The following is a 15,654-nucleotide window of genomic DNA, read 5'->3' on the forward strand; positions in this document are numbered from 1 at the left end:
ATAAAAGCTGGAGAGGAAATAATGATAATGAAAAAGTGGTGTGTCCTGATGATTGCGTTTGTGTTGAGTGTGCCTTCCGCTTACGGAATCACGCTGGAAGAGCTCCAGCGCTCGGCAGTAAGTAATCGGGATATCGTCAAAAGATATCAGGCCGATGTTGAACAGCGGGGCCAGCAGATCCGGGAGGTGAAAGGTGAATTTCTTCCATCGTTCGATGCCGGTTATACGTTCAACCGGCTTGATGATGACGGCCTGTATGAATACAAGGAAAATGATGCGGCCTTCGGCACGGTCTCCTGGAACGTGTTTGCCGGTTTCAAGGATAAATATAACCTGAAGGCAACTGAAACGCTGCAGGAAATTGACCGCCTTTCGCTCAGTGCCCTGAAACAGGATATCCAACGGGTCGTTGCCCTGAACTATCTGACGGTTTACCGCGCTCGGGCGAATCTGAAAGTTACCGAGGACGCGGTAAATCTGTACCGGGACCGTTACCGGGATGTTCAGCTGAAATACGAGGTGGGCATCCTGAAAAAAAACGATCTGCTCAAGCTCAAGGTGGAACTGGACAATGCGGTTCAGGATGCCAGGCGCGCCGGGGCAGAGGTCAGCAAGAGTTTAAATGACCTGAGCCGGCAAACCGGGGTTGTCGTTTCTCTGGAAAAACTGGATTTTGGCTGCTTTGATGCGCTGCCGGCAAAGGCGGGTTATCCGGAGTATGAAGCGCAGCTGATGGCCCGGAGGAGCGAGATCAAGGCGCTGGTGAAGGCCAAAGAAGCGGCCGGCTATCAGGTGATGGCGACGAAATCGTCACTGTATCCGCGGGCAGATCTGTCGGTCAGCTACGGGAACAACCATTATGATGACTATTTTTACGGCAGTTCAGATCTTAACGAAGCTGAGGTCCGGTTTCAGGGCACGGTATCCATTAACCTGTTTGACGGGATGAAGAAATACGCCCGGATCAGCCAGGCCCGGATCGAAGAGAAAAAAGCCGGATATGATCTGACCGAGCTGGAAGATGACCTGAAAACCCGCCTGAAAAATGCACTGCTGGATTTGGATGTGGCCGTTGACAATCTGGAAGTGGCGCAAAGCAGCCAGCTCGAGGCTGAAGAAAACCTCCGTGTGACGGATCTGTCTTTCAAACAGGGGCTCAGCACCTCTACGGATATTCTGGATGCCATATTTTTTCTGTCCAGAGCCCGGTTTAATATCATCGATGCCTACACGCAGGTGTTCGGCAGCTATTTTGAACTCCAGCGGCTCGTTGAAGGGTTCGAGCAGTATGAATCATAGTGTTTGAAGGCGAAGGGGCGTTAGCGCTTCCTGCCACAATGAACACCCCGGGAGTGTCGCACTCCCGGGGTGTTCTTGCTTCTTGCCTATTTCCTTAAACGAAGAGCTCCTCAAGCGACAGCGCTCCTCAGTCCGCCCGCAGGGCGTTACCCTTAATCGATGACCTTTCCTCTCAGGGCCTTGAGCCGCCCCCGGCCGGTTTTCTGATCGAGACGTCTTTGCCGGGAGCCACGGGACGGGCGGGTTGGCCTGCGGGGTACGCGCGTTTCGGTAACGCCGATAATTAACTCCCGGAGCCTTTTTATGGCATCTTCCCGGTTTTTTTCCAGACTGCGGTACTGCTGCGCTTTGATGACGATTTCTCCCTCCCGGGTGATGCGATGATCCCGGAGCTTCAGCAGCCGTTCTCTGTATACATCGGGCAGCGATGACGCATGGATGTTAAAGCGCAGGTGGACGGCGGAGGAAACCTTGTTTACATTCTGTCCCCCCGCGCCCTGAGCCCGAATTGCATTGATTTCAATTTCGCTGACGGGTATGGATATCGTGGCAGTAATTTTCAGCATGTTCTGTATGTCGCTTCGGTAGCTTCAGTTGACGTTTGGTTGTCTGTTTCAGTCTTTTCATCCGTTCAAGTCGTGCCGATGCGTCTCTTCATCCTGCAGACAGTATTCGACAATGCGTTTGCAGTGAACCGCCGTTGTCTTTAAGAAGGGTATCCCGGATCTGTTTTTTGTGAGTATCTCTTTTCGACCAGTTCCAGGAGTGTGTTTAAATTCGCGCTGTAAACAATAATTTCCGGATCATTCAGTCCGGAGCCAGTGGATTTGAATTCGGAAATGATCTGCCTGTAATAATCACCCGTGGCTTCTGGACCCATGCCTCCGATAATTCCGATCGTTTTCATAATGTCTGATCCGTGAAATATGTTAATGCCGTGTGGCCCGTATCCATTTACACGAACTTGGAGTCGTTATTTTTTGAGTTCGGCGATAAATTTATTGGAAGATTCAATGGCCGCGTTCATCTGTTTGAGCAGGGCGTCAATTTTTCCCTGCAGTGATGAAAATTCGGTCTTCAGTGAGCCGATTGCCTGGGCATTGAGGTTGTGTTTCAAAAACAGGACATTGTCTCGGAAAATGTTCAGCACCGGTTCCATGCTTTTTTCAGCCCGATGCATACTGGCGAGCATTTTCCTGTATTGGGATCGGGTCGCATCCAGCTGCTGTTTGCTGGATCGGCGCAGCTCCGCGTTCTGGTAAAGACCCAGCTCGTCCTCCCATTCCTCAAACAGGTCATCGGCAACCGATTCGACCTTGTCAATCCTCGAGGATACTTCCTGAGCGGCCGCTTCACTGTCTTCATACCCGGCGTTCAGTTTTTCATAGGCCTTTTTCAGATCGGTATCTTTCAGTTGAACCACCGAACCAAACTGTTCCAGCGCTGACTTGAACTGTTCCTGTGCATCGGTCTGGGAATCTCTGGCGTCTTCCACCCGGTCGACCAGGATATCCCGTTTATGAATCCCCACCTTTTCCATGGCGCCATAATAGGCTTTGGAGCAAGCGCCAAGCAGAGAACCCGTCAGGACCGAAAGGATGATTACCTGAAAAACAATAACATGTTGTTTTTTAAGCATAAAGTCACCCGTTATCTCTCAGACAAGGGTTAGTGGTGAAGTGAACCTGATTTTTCCGGAACGCTTCTTTAAATTATATCGCACCCGTCCAAATATCAAGAAAAACGCTGATGATCAGGGCGCGATCAGCCTCGATAAAGAGCGGTGAGACCTTTCAGAAAGTGTCTGAGGAATTGATCCCCGCAGAGTTTATAGTGTTTATGCCCCGGCCTTCTGAATAAAGCGGTCAGTTCCGATTTGGATATATCAATATTGGCCAGATTCAAAATGCCGAGCATATCCTCCTCTTTCAATTCCAGGGCAATCCTGATTTTCTTCAGTATGACATTGTTGGTCAGCGGCAGGACGGGATTTTCCGTCTGGTCGGGCCTGGTTTCTTTTCGGCCCCGTTTATGAACAATGAATCCATCCAGAAAAAGGTTCATAAGCGTATCGCTGCATTCCACGAAGCCGGTTTCGTCCTCAGTTTTTAGCAGAGCGGCAAGGTCCGAGCGGTCAATTTCGTGCCCGGAGAGTTTAAAAATTTCAATCATTGTTGAGTCGCTGATATCCAGAGCGTAACGGAACCGTCGTAATATATCGTTGTTTATCATGATTTACTCCTGATGATGGTCAATGGGCTGATTCAGCCCTGTTCGGAGATTCTGTCACATATTGGTTTTGGGGAAAGTGATACAATGGATTGTTTCCAGGGTGAGCAGGCCCTTCGGAATCATTGTGTTAAGCGTTGGCAGCAGGCTGGCGATTCGTTCCGAAGTGTCCACGATTTCGATCACAATCGGCAGGTCCTCCGACAGGCGAAGGAGCTTGGCCGTGCGCAGCTGCTTGTCGGCCCCGAATCCCATGATGCCGCGCAGGACAGTGGCACCACTTATTCCGTGCTGCTGGGCCTCTTCGACAATAGCCTCGTATAAGAGACGACGCCCGAATTTGTCACTCTCGCCAATAAATATTCGAAGCAGCTGTGTTTCCGTTGGGTGATGCATGGTTGACCCCCTTATAATCCTGACTTAAATGGTTCTGCCGATCGCCTGGCCGAGTACAAAAAATCCGACCCCGGCCACAATCTGAAATACGATATTGCCCAAACCTGCCAGAAGCTCCGCACCGGCCAGTAGCTGACCGGTCTCGGATGCAAATGTGGAAAATGTGGTAAAGGCGCCCATGAATCCGGTCAGGATGATGGTGCGCATTTCGGAACTGATGGCCCATCGTTCGCCCGCGATGGAAAGTACGATGCCGAAAAGAAAGCAGCCGAAGATGTTGACAACAGCCGTTCCCCAGGGAAACCCCCGGCCCAGCCACCGATAGACAGATCCGGATAACCAGTACCGGGCCAGAGTACCGCAGGCGCCGGCAATGCCAATCCCAATCAATTTTTCTAACATGATTTACCTCGTTGTCGTAAATACTGAATCCCATTGTTGCAAAAGGCGAGAATGCTCTGTCTTCAAGCTAACATTCTTCAGTATCAGGAAAGCCGTTTTATGACAAGTCCAAGGGATTGTTTTGCAGCCCTCGGCCGGTCCGCCGCAAGCGTCCGGGTCGAAAATTCTGCAGTGAATCTTCCCGTTTCGAAAGATTACCTGCCGGGCAGTTGCCCTCGTGTCGAGAGCTCTCCGGGAAGCAGTGACGCATAGATGAAATTATTCAGCGGGACGTCGACGCGGGCTGAGCGTGCCAGACGGACCACCGCTCCATTTTGGGCCTCCAGTTCGGAGGGGCGCTGTTTCATGATATCCCGCTGCATGGATGCGGTGCCCTGGACGGGCAGGGCATCAAAGAATCCCATGGAGCGTTCGATAAGGTTTTTATGGATCGGAATGTCGAGCGCACGAGCGAGTTGGTAAATTTCTGTCAGGGATGTTTCCAGCAACCCCCGGGTTTCCGGGAGCGATCGGATGACACCGATCGGTGCACGGGTGATGGCGCCCACGCCGCTGAAGGTACAGATGAACAAAAATTTTTTCCACATGGCCGCCCGTATGCTGTCCGGGATGGCTGCCTTGATGCCCGCCTGCTCGAGTATTCGAAGTATGTCCCGGGTTCTTTGGGTCGGGGTATTGTCCAGCTCTCCTATGGCGATATATGGTTCAATCCCTAAGTGGCGGATATGGCCCGGCCCGGCAATCATGCTCATAATGTTACACAATCCTCCCAGCACATGGCTTTCCCCCAGGATTTGCGCCAGTTGATCCGGAGCTTCCACGCCGTTGAGAAGGGGCAGCACGATTGTGTCCGGTCCGATCATCGGGCGCATGGCATTGCCGACCTCCGTGAGCTGCCAGGATTTGACCGCCACGATGACCAGATCCACGATGCCCGTTTCGCTGGGGTTATCGGTACACTGAACCGAACTCAGTTGAAAATCTCCCTGGATACTGTTGATTTTCAGTCCCCCGGATTTCATGGCCTGAAGATGTTGCCCCCGTGCCATGAATATCACGTCGTGACCGGCCCGGGCCAGGCGTGCCCCGAAATAGCCGCCGACTCCGCCGGCTGCAAATACGACTGTCTTCATTTAAACCTCCTGGATGAATTAAAGTTAATTTGATGGTTGTTTTTCTGCTTTCGGGAAGACGGGTTTATTTGTCGTCGTTCCGGCCAGGTCTATCCGGCTCTGATTCTGTAATATCGGGTAAAATGTCCTTGAAGGCCACGCCATAAATATCCCAGATTGTAACGAATAATGCCGCAATTATGGGGCCGGTGATGATCCCCACCATGCCGAACATGAAAATACCCCCCAATGTTCCCAGAAAAATCATCAGTTCATGCATTTGAGTGTCTTTGCCGACAAGCACCGGGCGAAGTAAATTATCCATGCTGCCCACGATGATTGCGCAAAACAGGGCCAGCCCGATGGCCTTGGCAACGTGCCCCGTGGCCGCCAGGATAATTGCGGCAGGCACCCAGACAATTGCCGATCCGATGTTGGGTATAATCGACAGGACAGCCATGATCGCTCCCCAGAAGACCGCGCTGGGGATGCCGGCTGCAGCAAAGGCCAGTCCGGCCAGAGCACCCTGCAGGATACCGATGACCGCGGTTCCTTTAAGCGTGGCCCGGGTGACGGACGTGAATCTGTCCAGAATGCGCTGCTCGTCACGATCTTCCAGCGGCAGATAGTAAAGAATTTTGAAAATTAATTTATCTCCGTCCAGCAGGAAAAAATACATCGCATAAAGCATTACAAACAGCATGAACAGGAAGTTAACCGTTCCGAGTGTAACCGATGAGAGGCGGTTGATCAGAAACGTGCTGACATGTCCCACCATCTCACCGGCTTTCGTGAGGATTTGATTCCGGTAGGGCTCGACCCGGTCGATAAACGGCACGGTTTTTAAAAAATTGGAGATGTTGTCCGGTTCGGAAAGTTGATGCTCTACCCATGGCCTGGCTGTTTCACCCACCTTGATGGCCTGAGAAGTGACGATGCCCAGCAATCCGGTGAGCGGAATCAGAACCACAAATACAATGAGCAGGATGCAGGCAGCGGCGGCCCATCGGCGCCGTCCCCTGAACCCTTTGACAAAACGGCGGTACAGGGGCAGGGAAAGCGCGGAAAAAATACCGGCTAAAAAGATGGCCATCAAAAACTGACTGATCATCGACAGGAAAAGGGCTGATATGAACAATACCAGCAGAAGCAATACCCATTTGTGAACCGTTATTTTATCCATCTGACGGTTATCCTTTATAGGTGGGGGAAGTTCCCTCATCGAGATTATAACGACTGAATCGAGGGGCCGGCCCCCGCTTCCGGATCTTGTTCCTGGAGTGGATGATCAGGAAATTTTTCTCCATTTGTTAGCCATTCGGATAAACTTGGGCATCGGCACCGCAAAAGTCAGAACACCTTTTGGAACAAAGGGCCGGGCCGATAAATATGCTTTTCAATTCCATATCCATGCGCCATTTCCTTTCATTGAACGATCCGGTCGTTCCATTCCTTTACAATGACCAGCGCGGCCGCCATTTTGTCCTTAATGCCTTATCCCTCAAACTCTGTCAAAAAAAACAAGAAAATTATGCTGTCATTTTCATCCGTTTTTCAGTGGATGCAGCTAAAAACGCATTCAATATGTTCATCAACTTGACCCTCTTGACCGTCAACTGATATCTGTTTTGTTTTGGAAGCTTTTGAATGCTTCCATGCGTTTGAGACAATCGAAGATGCCGGCTGATTTCTGCAGATAATTGTTTGTCTGTACGGCCCGATCCAAAAGGCGTATTCGGCAATTTTTGATGCAGCATTTTATTTGTCAGTCCTGAAATTCTGAAATTCCAATCAATGGGAGCAATTCACGATCCTTACCGGTCGGATCCAGCGCGCGCAATCGACGCCCCTCTTGTGTTCGCTGTCATGTTATTATATCATCAATAAGTTGGGATTGGTTTTATCATCGGCCATTGCGTCATCTCCGCGTTTAATCCGCGTCATCCCCGAGAAGTGGCCGATCAATATATCGCAATACTCGTGTACTTGTCCCGGTCATGTGAGCATGGCGCAGCAAAGAGTCCATAATTGAATTCAACCCTTGGGAGAATCGAAAATTAAATCGGTCGCCCATCCGCTTTGCCACATTGTCCAATAGATAGTAAAACCGTTAAGCAGCTTGGCAAATCGGACATCCTTCCCTCGTTCAAGGCAACGACGCAACCATTCACGACCGTTTAAACATATTTAGATATGATATGGAAATCAAGTCTGTAAACGTATATTCATAAACCCGAAATCATTATGGCCCAAGAAAAAATATAAGTGTTTGCAACGGGGGTTGATAATTATGATCAAGTCCATAATTTTGAAGTTGAGAATATCCGGTTTTCTTACAATAATGGGCGCGAAACGAAGAACCCGGCTCCAGACAGGACCATACTCTGATAAGTTCATTTTCAATTTGTTCAGTTTGTTGTCGTTCATGAGCCAGCTTCTCTTTTCGAATACGCCATATAGAAATAGGGATAATGCCTTGCCCACAATTGCCTTTTGTAAATTGATTCACGGTTTCAACTAACGACGAGGTCTGTTCCATCATCCATTTGTTGTAATTTTTATTGAGAATGCCATTCGTTTGGCAAAAGCTCATCGCATCCTTTGGCTTTGGATGCCATCAAAGGAAAAATAAAACCTTTGAAAACAATACGATTAAATTCGGGAATCCTGCCCTTGACGAGATCTGAAAATCTTTCTATAAGTTTATGCATGAGTTACCTCTTTTGTGGTTTGATGGCCGTGGGTTGCTCCATCTTTCATACACAGGGGCTGGCTCAATGTCACTTCAATCTTTTTGTGTTGAGGGCGTAGCCCGTCCTTAGGGCTCATTCAAAAATAACTTTCCATTTTAAGCGCCGATGCATCCTGTCTGGCTGCGTTACGAAAGCTCGGAATATGCTTGATATTCCTGCACTTTCGTGCATTGCCAGACAGGCGCTTCAACACTTAAAATTGCGAACTTATTTCTGAGCGAACCCTTAGCTTTTCGACAGGCCGTTTTTTAAATTGATTTTTACTCATGTTGGCTTTCAGACTCGTAAAGTGCTATGATAATCTGGATATAAAAAATGTGGTAATAAACGCAAGCGGCCTGGACGGGCCTGCCCCAAATTCAGGTGGCGGGCATTCCGGGTGCAAGTGGTAAAGCCCCCCCATGGCCCATTGAGGGGAAAGAATAAAACAAAAATTGTTACAGCGGCATGAGATTTAAAGTAGCTGGTTTCGTACACTAAAAAGGAGGAATATTATGGCAGCATTACCGGAAAAAGTGAGTAAGGCGTGGGAAAATCGTGAAGGTCCGGTTGTTTTATCAACTGTGGATGAAAATGGAATTCCAAATTCGATTTACGCATCCTGCGTTTCAAAATTCAATGACGATACTATAGTCGTTGCGAATAATTATTTTTCTAAAACACTGGATAATATACTTTCAGGCAGCAAAGGATCGATCCTTTTTATAACAAAAGAAGGAAAGTCCTATCAGATTAAGGGCAGAATTGAATACCACAAAGAAGGTGCTGTCTTTGAGGATATGAAAAAATGGAATCCTGAAAAGCATCCGGGGCATGCGGCAGCAGCATTGAGAGTGGAGGCGGTCTATATGGGAGCAGAGAAGCTTTTATAGATGTAAGGATCCATTTAAATTCGAAACGAAAAAAAGAAGGAGGTTTTAGTGAAACATTTAAAAAAAACGGTAATCCTGACCCGAAGTTTCGTGTTGCTGGCGGCATGTTTCATGATGATTTCGATTCCCGGCGCGGCGTTTTCCGCTGAGAAGATCACCATTTTCCATGCAGGCAGCCTGACGGTTCCTTTTCAGAAAATGGAAAAAGATTTTGAGGCAATGCATCCCGGGATCGATGTGCAGCGGGTGCCGGGCGGAAGTGTAAAAATCGCCCGCATGATCAGCGAACTCAACAAACCGGCGGATATCATGGCATCGGCCGATTATACCGTGATTGACCGCATGTTGATTCCGAATTTTGCGGACTGGAACATCCGGTTTGCCACCAATCAAATGGTGCTGTGCTATACTGACAAGAGCAAATATGCCGGAGAGATTAATGTTGACAATTGGTACGACATTTTGAACCGCAAAGACGTCAGCTGGGGCCATTCCGATCCCAATCTGGACCCCTGCGGCTACCGAAGTCTGATGGTGCTGCAGCTGGCGGAAAAATACTACAACAAACCCGGCCTTTACGCCGCCCTGGATGCCGGCCGGCCCAAGACAAATATTCGACCCAAATCCGTGGAACTTATTTCCCTGTTAAATACCGGTAACATGGACTATGCGTGGGAATATCTGTCCGTTGCGGTTCAGCAGGGGCTGAAATATCTGCTGCTTCCGGATCAGATCAATCTGGGCAACTATCAATTCGATGATTATTACAAACAGGCTCAGGTGAAAATTACCGGAGCTAAACCCGGTGACTGGACGACCAAAACGGGTAGCTCCATCACCTACGGGGTGGCCATGGTGAAAAATTGTCCCAATCCCGATGGCGCAACCCTGTTTATGGAATATCTGCTTGATCCCAACGGCGGGTTGAAAATTCTCAAAGACATGGGCCAGCCGCCGTTTGTGCCCAGTCGCGTGAATTCTTCTCAGGTCATTCAGGCCATGCCCGCATCTTTGGCTGCTAAAGTCGAAGTCAAAAATTAAATCCTTTCTCACTCATCATAATCTATGATACGTCCTTTTCTTTCTCCCCGCCATCGGGGAGAAAGAAAAGAGGAGTTTTCAGTGGTAAAAGAAAAACGATTTGATCCGTTCACGGTACTGATGTTTTCCTGTACGTTGATGATCATCGCCTTTATCGTGCTTCCGTTGTTCGAGATGGTGATCCAGCCGACGTTTGAAGATATGAAGGCCGCAGCAACGGATTCGGACGTGGTAAGATCCATCTGGCTGAGTATTTATACTGCCCTGTCGGCGGCGTTGATATCGTTTGTGCTTGGAACGCCTTTTGCGTATGTCCTGGCGCGAAAAAAATTCATCGGCAAGAAACTGCTTGAAAGCATTATTGACCTGCCGATCATGATTCCCCATCCAATCGTTGGCATCGCCATCCTGAGCATCGCCGGAAAGAACTACTGGATTGGCCGGATGATGCAGCAGATCGGCATCCAGATAATGGGGACTGTTACCGGCATTATCGTGGTTTTGACGTTTGTCGGGGTGCCTTTTTATGTCAATACGGTGCGAAACGGATTTGAAGCCATACCCGAACGACTGGAGAACGTGTCCCGCAGTCTGGGCGCATCTCAGGCCTCCACATTTATCCGTATTACTTTTCCTCTTGCATGGAGAAGCATGGTGGTCGGCTTTATCATGTGCACCGCCCGAGCGGTCAGCGAGTTCGGTGCCGTGGTGATTATCGCCTATCACCCGATGATTGCACCGGTCATGATTTATGAGCGGTTTACCGCATATGGGTTGAAATATTCACAGCCGGTTGCGGTATGGCTGATCGGGGTCTGTCTGCTCCTGTTTTTGCTGCTGAGAGTTGTTTCGACACCCAAAGATCAGAATAAGGGCCTCGGCAGAAATTAATTGGACCAGGGTTGCGCAGGATTTTTGTTCGTCTTCAAGGCGTGTCAGCGAGTGCATGCTGGTTGCATGTGCTCTTTGATACAACGCAGAAGACGGATAAAAAGACAATCAAAACGGTTCAATTTATTTTTGCCGCGGCCCTAAGAATCTGGAAAACAAATGATCCAAATCGAACATCTGAACGTACATTTTCCCGGATTTTCCCTTCAGGATATCAACCTGAGCGTTGACAGGGGAGAGTTTTTTGCATTGATCGGTCCGACAGGGGCTGGTAAAACGCTGGTGCTCGAATCCATCGTCGGGCTGGTTCCCGTGGCCGGTGGGCGTATTTTGATCGATAACCGGGACATTACCCGATTAGCACCGGAAAAAAGGAAAGTCGGGATTGTCTATCAGGATCATGCATTATTTCCGCATTTGACGGTACATGAGAATATCCTGTTCGGACTTCGCTATCATTCGCTCGACGGTAAAAAGGCCAAAAAACGGGTGGATATGATTATCCAGCAGTTGAGGCTTGAGTGTATTCTGAAGCGTTCGGTCGTTAATCTGAGCGGAGGCGAAAAACAGCGAACCGCGCTGGCCAGGGCTTTAGCGGTCGATCCGGCCATACTGCTGCTGGATGAGCCGATGTCGGCGCTGGACCCGAATTTCAGGGAAGATATCCGTCAGATTCTCAAGGACCTTCATTCAGAGATGGGAATGACGCTTTTGATGGTCACCCATGATTTTTCGGAAGCGCACTTTCTGGCACAGCGGGTCGGGGTGATGAATAAAGGCAGAATCGAACAGATCGGATCGGTTTCCGATGTGTTCAATCGGCCCGCTACTGAGGGTACCGCGCGTTTCGTCGGAATGAAAAATATTTTTCCAGCCAAAATTTCCGGAGACAAGGCCGATGTCAAAGGGTTGGTCGTTTGCATACCAGCGGGGAAGGGGGATAGTTCGTATATTGCCGTTCGGCCTGAAGATGTTCGGTTATCCTGTAATGCCTTTCCGTGCGGCACGCCCAATTGCTTTGAAGGCCGGGTGGACACTGTGATGATGCAGGGCTTTTATTGTGAAATTCGTGTAGTGTGCTCGGAAGTTTCTTTTTCCGCGTTCCTTTCGTCTTCCGAATGGCTGCGCATGAATCTTAAGAAAAGCGATCCGGTCTATATGGCATTTGATCCGTCGATGGTACATGTGTTTTGATAATGTGTGTAACACGCGCCTTTTTGCGTCCTTTCTCCTTTCTGGCATCAGAGTCTTAGAACTTGGATTAAAAATAAGACCACAGAATACGCGGGAAAAGATAAAAAATTCAGTATGTTCAATGGTTGATGAACAAAGAGGCGTTTTTTTGCAATGCCCGATCCCCTGCGTGAGAGCAACGGACAACGTAATTTACCCATCTTTTTTTGGGTGGAGGAATAGAAACCCGCAGTTTTGACCCCGTATTTTCCCCCCGAATTCATTGCTGCTCTGGATGTTAACCGATACTTTCTAAAAACGGTTTGAGAGAATACATCCCGGAAAGCCCTTTCACGGGCGTTGGCTCCTTTTCAACCGTTTTTTCATCAATCACCCGCGCCCTTCCCTTATCCGGCCGATTAACCCTACAACGATACTTAAAAATTAATATGCTGTTTTTAATTCAATTAAATACCATAGGCTTATTAACCTGGCAACTGTTTACGCAAAATACTTATTCACGAAGACCTTTATAAAATAAGTCTTTTTGGAAAAGGCATTGGTATATTTGATTGCCGGTTTAATAATGGCAGAATCCCTTGAAATTAAAGGCCTCTGAAAAATAAGTCGCGTTGTAGGGTTAAGCGCAGCAGCTTGATACCCATATCGCTGGTATCTGCGGATTCTTTCCTTCTCGTTAGTTACGTTGAACTCTTTCATGCCAAAACAGGTGGACAAAAAATCATCCTTATTATCGGTTTCGATCTGGTAACCCAGAGAGAACCAACGGTATCGTTCCCGACGTTTTACCCTTCCTGCACTCAAAGGATTCAAATCGATGTACGCCAGGCAGTTCTCCAAGGTTTCCCCCTTATCCACGATAGCACTTTTAAACCTGTCTCCCCAAAAAATAGCCCCTGTGGTTATGCCGTTTATTGTAACACCGGGCAAATCCGACCCTGATCTCCCGGACAAATTCCGAAAGTTTACTATATTTTGCCCGAAAAGTCGGAAGCTGGCCCTTTGACGAAAGTTTCTTATTTGGCAACTAAATCATATAAAAAATTATAAAAAAATTAATTTATTATATATAATAATAGTGCCTTAAATTATCTAAAAAGATTTTTGTTGACAAAAATTTTAAGCTTATATAGTTTCCAAATAAGAAACTTATTTAAAAAGACATGACATCTTTAAACTCGTTAAGAAAAATTTTATTTTAGTGATTCATGTGCCTTCGAATGTGTCAGTAGCCGTCGATCCTAAGGCATTAATACCGGTTGAGGTATAACGGTTTTCGTTCAAAAATCATGTGTTTCAGAGTAATGCGATGCGGTTGGGATGAAAGGGCATAGGTCTTATGACTGAAATAAATTCTAAAATTAAAGAAATCAGGAAAAAAAAAGGATTGTCCCTTCAAAATCTTTCTGAACGCTGCGGATACAGTAAGGGATATCTTTCCAAAATCGAACGTTCGAAGGATGCACCAAGAATTGCAGTTTTACAGGCAATATCAAACGCACTTGAAGTTCCGATTACAGAACTTTTTAAATCCGGTCCAAAGAAAAATCAGACGAATAAAAATCTTGATTTGATAAGAAAACAAGATTGGACAAAGCATGAGGTACTCTCGTCTTTGTCAGGTTACTATTATGAGCCGTTGGTCAATGATTCAACAAATAAGTTTATGACGCCCTTTTTTTTGAGAATCCGAAAAGGGCAAACCACTGTTTTTTCCCATGACAGCGAAGAATTTATTTTTGTGTTAAAGGGGCCGGTGGAATTTAATTATGAAGGGAAAACATACCAAATGGAAACCGGAGACAGTTGTTACTTTGATTCAAGACTCAATCACAGCTTTACCAATAATATGGATAAAGAAGCTGAACTTCTTTTTATTAAATACGACTATCGACGGTTTTAGAGTTTTGGCTTGATCATAACTTCGGCTATATTCCCGCACATGTAACTGCGGACAACGCGTCCGAAGATATGATCGAACTTTAGAATTTTATAGAGTAAGTTGCTCAACGATCGATGCGATGCCAATACATCGAAGGATAACGATTAGATAATCCAAGGAGGCAAAGCTTATGACAATTGCACGATTTTTTCGGGAACCATCTACGATAAAGTTTGGCCTGAAAGCCGCCATGGACGCCGGCCCCGAAGCCAAACGTTCCGGGGCCACCAGAGCCCTGTTGGTAACGGATGAGGTTCTGATTAACAACGGCACCACCGGACCGGTATTAGAATCTTTAAAAACGGCCGGTCTCGATCCTGTCGTGTTCAGCGGCGTGAACTCGGAACCAACTTTGAGCCATGTTCAGGCGGGCCTTGAAATGTTGAAAGCCGGTAAGTGCGATGTGCTGGTGGCGTGTGGCGGCGGAAGTTCGATTGATACTGCCAAGGCTATAAGTATTATGGCAACCAACCCGGGTGCCATTCAGGAATATATGGGAATTGATAAAGTCGTCAATTCGGGTTTGCCGCTGATCGCAATACCCACTACCGCGGGTACAGGCAGTGAGGTGACCATGGTGACGATTATTACGGACACCGACCGGGATGTAAAAATGCTGATCGGGAGTCCGGAACTCATGCCCACCTCAGCACTGGTTGATCCCCTGATGACCATGAAAATGCCCCGGCACCTTACTGCCGCTACCGGACTGGATGCGCTGACACATGCCATAGAGGCCTATGTTTCTGTTAAATCACAGCCCATGAGCGATATCATGGCGCTTTCTGCCGTCGAGCTGCTGGGAAGGTATTTGCCACAGGCCTGGTCAAATCCCGATAATATTGAAGCTCGGTCAATGACTCTTTTGGGGGCCATGCAGGCAGGTATCGCATTTTCTAATTCTTCCGTTGCGTTGGTGCACGGCATGTCGAGGCCCATTGGTGCATATTTTCATGTGGCTCACGGTGTGTCCAATGCAGCCCTGCTAGGGATTGTGATGGATTTTTCGTTGATGGGCGCGACAAATCGTTATGCGGTTATCGCCGAAAAACTTGGCGTTGCGATGAATGGTCTGTCTGCGTTGGACGCGGCGAGAGCCGGTGCCGATCGGGTAAAAGAGATGATTCAGATGCTTAAAGTCCCGAGCTTGTCTGCTTTGGGGGTAACAAAGGCCATGCTGGATAAATTGGTTTCCACTATGGCAGACGATGCAATTGCCAGCGGTAGCCCGGGCAACAATCCGCGCAAGGCGACAAAAGAGGAAATTATCCAATTGTATTATGATGCGTTATAGCGTCCATCGGTATTAAAAAAACGGCAGATAAAAGGGTCAAGGGATGACATTAAGGCGCCGTGAATATTGTGCAGTATTTAATTTTTAAGGATTTTGATTTTAACCCTGATGATCCATTGCTTTTATATTAGATAGTTCAGTCTGGTACGGTTTAATCTGTTTAGTTCGGAAATTAGCGTAGCTATTTAATTTGTTGCGGCGTAGAAATTTGTTTTTGGAACAAGAAATA

General features: G+C 47.8%; 17 protein-coding genes. 7 read left to right on the forward strand and 10 right to left on the reverse strand.

The window, feature by feature from the left end; genetic code table 11:
- Positions 1–21: 21 nt before the first annotated feature.
- On the forward strand, positions 22–1,299 hold the full coding sequence (locus PHQ97_10195; protein ID MDD4393102.1) for a TolC family protein: 1,278 nt from the start codon (positions 22–24) through the stop codon (positions 1,297–1,299).
- Positions 1,300–1,451: 152 nt separating this feature from the next.
- On the opposite strand, the gene arfB is transcribed toward PHQ97_10195, so the two are convergent.
- The 9 genes from arfB to PHQ97_10240 all read right to left on the reverse strand — a co-directional run bounded on the left by arfB (position 1,452) and on the right by PHQ97_10240 (position 8,031).
- Entirely contained in the window at positions 1,452–1,865 is a 414-nt protein-coding gene (arfB, locus tag PHQ97_10200; protein MDD4393103.1) for an alternative ribosome rescue aminoacyl-tRNA hydrolase ArfB, read from the reverse strand.
- Positions 1,866–2,005: 140 nt separating this feature from the next.
- Positions 2,006–2,206 (reverse strand): hypothetical protein, encoded by a 201-nt coding sequence (locus PHQ97_10205; GenBank protein MDD4393104.1) that lies wholly within the window; start codon positions 2,204–2,206, stop codon positions 2,006–2,008.
- Between the two features lie 66 nt (positions 2,207–2,272).
- Positions 2,273–2,938 (reverse strand): DUF2959 domain-containing protein, encoded by a 666-nt coding sequence (locus PHQ97_10210; protein MDD4393105.1) that lies wholly within the window; start codon positions 2,936–2,938, stop codon positions 2,273–2,275.
- A 125-nt stretch (positions 2,939–3,063) separates the two neighbouring features.
- Positions 3,064–3,531 carry a DUF1456 family protein gene (locus PHQ97_10215; protein ID MDD4393106.1) on the reverse strand — a complete coding sequence of 156 codons (468 nt, stop codon included), beginning with the start codon at positions 3,529–3,531 and terminating at the stop codon, positions 3,064–3,066.
- A gap of 54 nt (positions 3,532–3,585) precedes the next feature.
- Positions 3,586–3,924 (reverse strand): DUF190 domain-containing protein, encoded by a 339-nt coding sequence (locus tag PHQ97_10220; protein MDD4393107.1) that lies wholly within the window; start codon positions 3,922–3,924, stop codon positions 3,586–3,588.
- 24 nt (positions 3,925–3,948) lie between these two features.
- Entirely contained in the window at positions 3,949–4,326 is a 378-nt protein-coding gene (locus PHQ97_10225; GenBank protein ID MDD4393108.1) for a CrcB family protein, read from the reverse strand.
- Between the two features lie 194 nt (positions 4,327–4,520).
- Positions 4,521–5,459: a 2-dehydropantoate 2-reductase gene (locus tag PHQ97_10230; protein MDD4393109.1), complete on the reverse strand. Its 939-nt coding sequence runs from the start codon at positions 5,457–5,459 to the stop codon at positions 4,521–4,523.
- A gap of 64 nt (positions 5,460–5,523) precedes the next feature.
- A complete protein-coding gene (locus tag PHQ97_10235; protein MDD4393110.1) occupies positions 5,524–6,621 on the reverse strand; it encodes an AI-2E family transporter in 1,098 nt (365 codons plus the stop codon).
- Positions 6,622–7,680: 1,059 nt separating this feature from the next.
- Positions 7,681–8,031, reverse strand: a complete 351-nt coding sequence (locus PHQ97_10240) for a hypothetical protein (GenBank protein ID MDD4393111.1) — start codon at positions 8,029–8,031, stop codon at positions 7,681–7,683.
- A 654-nt stretch (positions 8,032–8,685) separates the two neighbouring features.
- Here PHQ97_10240 and PHQ97_10245 point away from each other — a divergent pair.
- The 4 genes from PHQ97_10245 to PHQ97_10260 all read left to right on the forward strand — a co-directional run bounded on the left by PHQ97_10245 (position 8,686) and on the right by PHQ97_10260 (position 12,189).
- Entirely contained in the window at positions 8,686–9,063 is a 378-nt protein-coding gene (locus PHQ97_10245) for a pyridoxamine 5'-phosphate oxidase family protein (GenBank protein ID MDD4393112.1), read from the forward strand.
- Positions 9,064–9,111: 48 nt separating this feature from the next.
- Positions 9,112–10,104: a tungstate ABC transporter substrate-binding protein WtpA gene (gene wtpA, locus PHQ97_10250; GenBank protein ID MDD4393113.1), complete on the forward strand. Its 993-nt coding sequence runs from the start codon at positions 9,112–9,114 to the stop codon at positions 10,102–10,104.
- A gap of 120 nt (positions 10,105–10,224) precedes the next feature.
- A complete protein-coding gene (locus PHQ97_10255; GenBank protein ID MDD4393114.1) occupies positions 10,225–10,995 on the forward strand; it encodes an ABC transporter permease in 771 nt (256 codons plus the stop codon).
- Between the two features lie 159 nt (positions 10,996–11,154).
- Positions 11,155–12,189, forward strand: coding sequence for an ABC transporter ATP-binding protein (locus tag PHQ97_10260; GenBank protein MDD4393115.1), 1,035 nt, complete (start codon positions 11,155–11,157; stop codon positions 12,187–12,189).
- Between the two features lie 480 nt (positions 12,190–12,669).
- Here PHQ97_10260 and PHQ97_10265 read toward each other — a convergent pair whose 3' ends face one another.
- Positions 12,670–13,119: a hypothetical protein gene (locus PHQ97_10265; protein MDD4393116.1), complete on the reverse strand. Its 450-nt coding sequence runs from the start codon at positions 13,117–13,119 to the stop codon at positions 12,670–12,672.
- A 409-nt stretch (positions 13,120–13,528) separates the two neighbouring features.
- On the opposite strand from PHQ97_10265, the gene PHQ97_10270 reads away from it, so the two are divergent.
- Together PHQ97_10270 and PHQ97_10275 are read left to right on the forward strand one after the other, a co-directional pair.
- Complete coding sequence (locus PHQ97_10270; GenBank protein ID MDD4393117.1) at positions 13,529–14,092, forward strand: XRE family transcriptional regulator; 564 nt, start codon at positions 13,529–13,531, stop codon at positions 14,090–14,092.
- Between the two features lie 169 nt (positions 14,093–14,261).
- Positions 14,262–15,425, forward strand: coding sequence for an iron-containing alcohol dehydrogenase (locus tag PHQ97_10275; protein ID MDD4393118.1), 1,164 nt, complete (start codon positions 14,262–14,264; stop codon positions 15,423–15,425).
- Positions 15,426–15,654 lie beyond the last annotated feature (229 nt).

The sequence above is a fragment of the Desulfobacterales bacterium genome (assembly GCA_028704555.1).
GTDB lineage: Bacteria > Desulfobacterota > Desulfobacteria > Desulfobacterales > JAQWFD01 > JAQWFD01.

Excerpts from the sequence above, each read along its gene's own strand:
- PHQ97_10235 (MDD4393110.1), bottom strand. The coding sequence starts at position 6,621 with ATGGATAAAATAACGGTTCACAAATGGGTATTGCTTCTGCTGGTATTG.
- PHQ97_10255 (MDD4393114.1), top strand. The coding sequence starts at position 10,225 with ATGTTTTCCTGTACGTTGATGATCATCGCCTTTATCGTGCTTCCGTTG.
- PHQ97_10240 (MDD4393111.1), bottom strand. The coding sequence starts at position 8,031 with ATGAGCTTTTGCCAAACGAATGGCATTCTCAATAAAAATTACAACAAA.
- PHQ97_10230 (MDD4393109.1), bottom strand. The coding sequence starts at position 5,459 with ATGAAGACAGTCGTATTTGCAGCCGGCGGAGTCGGCGGCTATTTCGGG.
- PHQ97_10260 (MDD4393115.1), top strand. The coding sequence starts at position 11,155 with ATGATCCAAATCGAACATCTGAACGTACATTTTCCCGGATTTTCCCTT.
- PHQ97_10210 (MDD4393105.1), bottom strand. The coding sequence starts at position 2,938 with ATGCTTAAAAAACAACATGTTATTGTTTTTCAGGTAATCATCCTTTCG.
- PHQ97_10195 (MDD4393102.1), top strand. The coding sequence starts at position 22 with ATGATAATGAAAAAGTGGTGTGTCCTGATGATTGCGTTTGTGTTGAGT.
- PHQ97_10220 (MDD4393107.1), bottom strand. The coding sequence starts at position 3,924 with ATGCATCACCCAACGGAAACACAGCTGCTTCGAATATTTATTGGCGAG.
- PHQ97_10205 (MDD4393104.1), bottom strand. The coding sequence starts at position 2,206 with ATGAAAACGATCGGAATTATCGGAGGCATGGGTCCAGAAGCCACGGGT.
- PHQ97_10215 (MDD4393106.1), bottom strand. The coding sequence starts at position 3,531 with ATGATAAACAACGATATATTACGACGGTTCCGTTACGCTCTGGATATC.
- PHQ97_10275 (MDD4393118.1), top strand. The coding sequence starts at position 14,262 with ATGACAATTGCACGATTTTTTCGGGAACCATCTACGATAAAGTTTGGC.
- PHQ97_10270 (MDD4393117.1), top strand. The coding sequence starts at position 13,529 with ATGACTGAAATAAATTCTAAAATTAAAGAAATCAGGAAAAAAAAAGGA.
- PHQ97_10245 (MDD4393112.1), top strand. The coding sequence starts at position 8,686 with ATGGCAGCATTACCGGAAAAAGTGAGTAAGGCGTGGGAAAATCGTGAA.
- PHQ97_10225 (MDD4393108.1), bottom strand. The coding sequence starts at position 4,326 with ATGTTAGAAAAATTGATTGGGATTGGCATTGCCGGCGCCTGCGGTACT.
- arfB (MDD4393103.1), bottom strand. The coding sequence starts at position 1,865 with ATGCTGAAAATTACTGCCACGATATCCATACCCGTCAGCGAAATTGAA.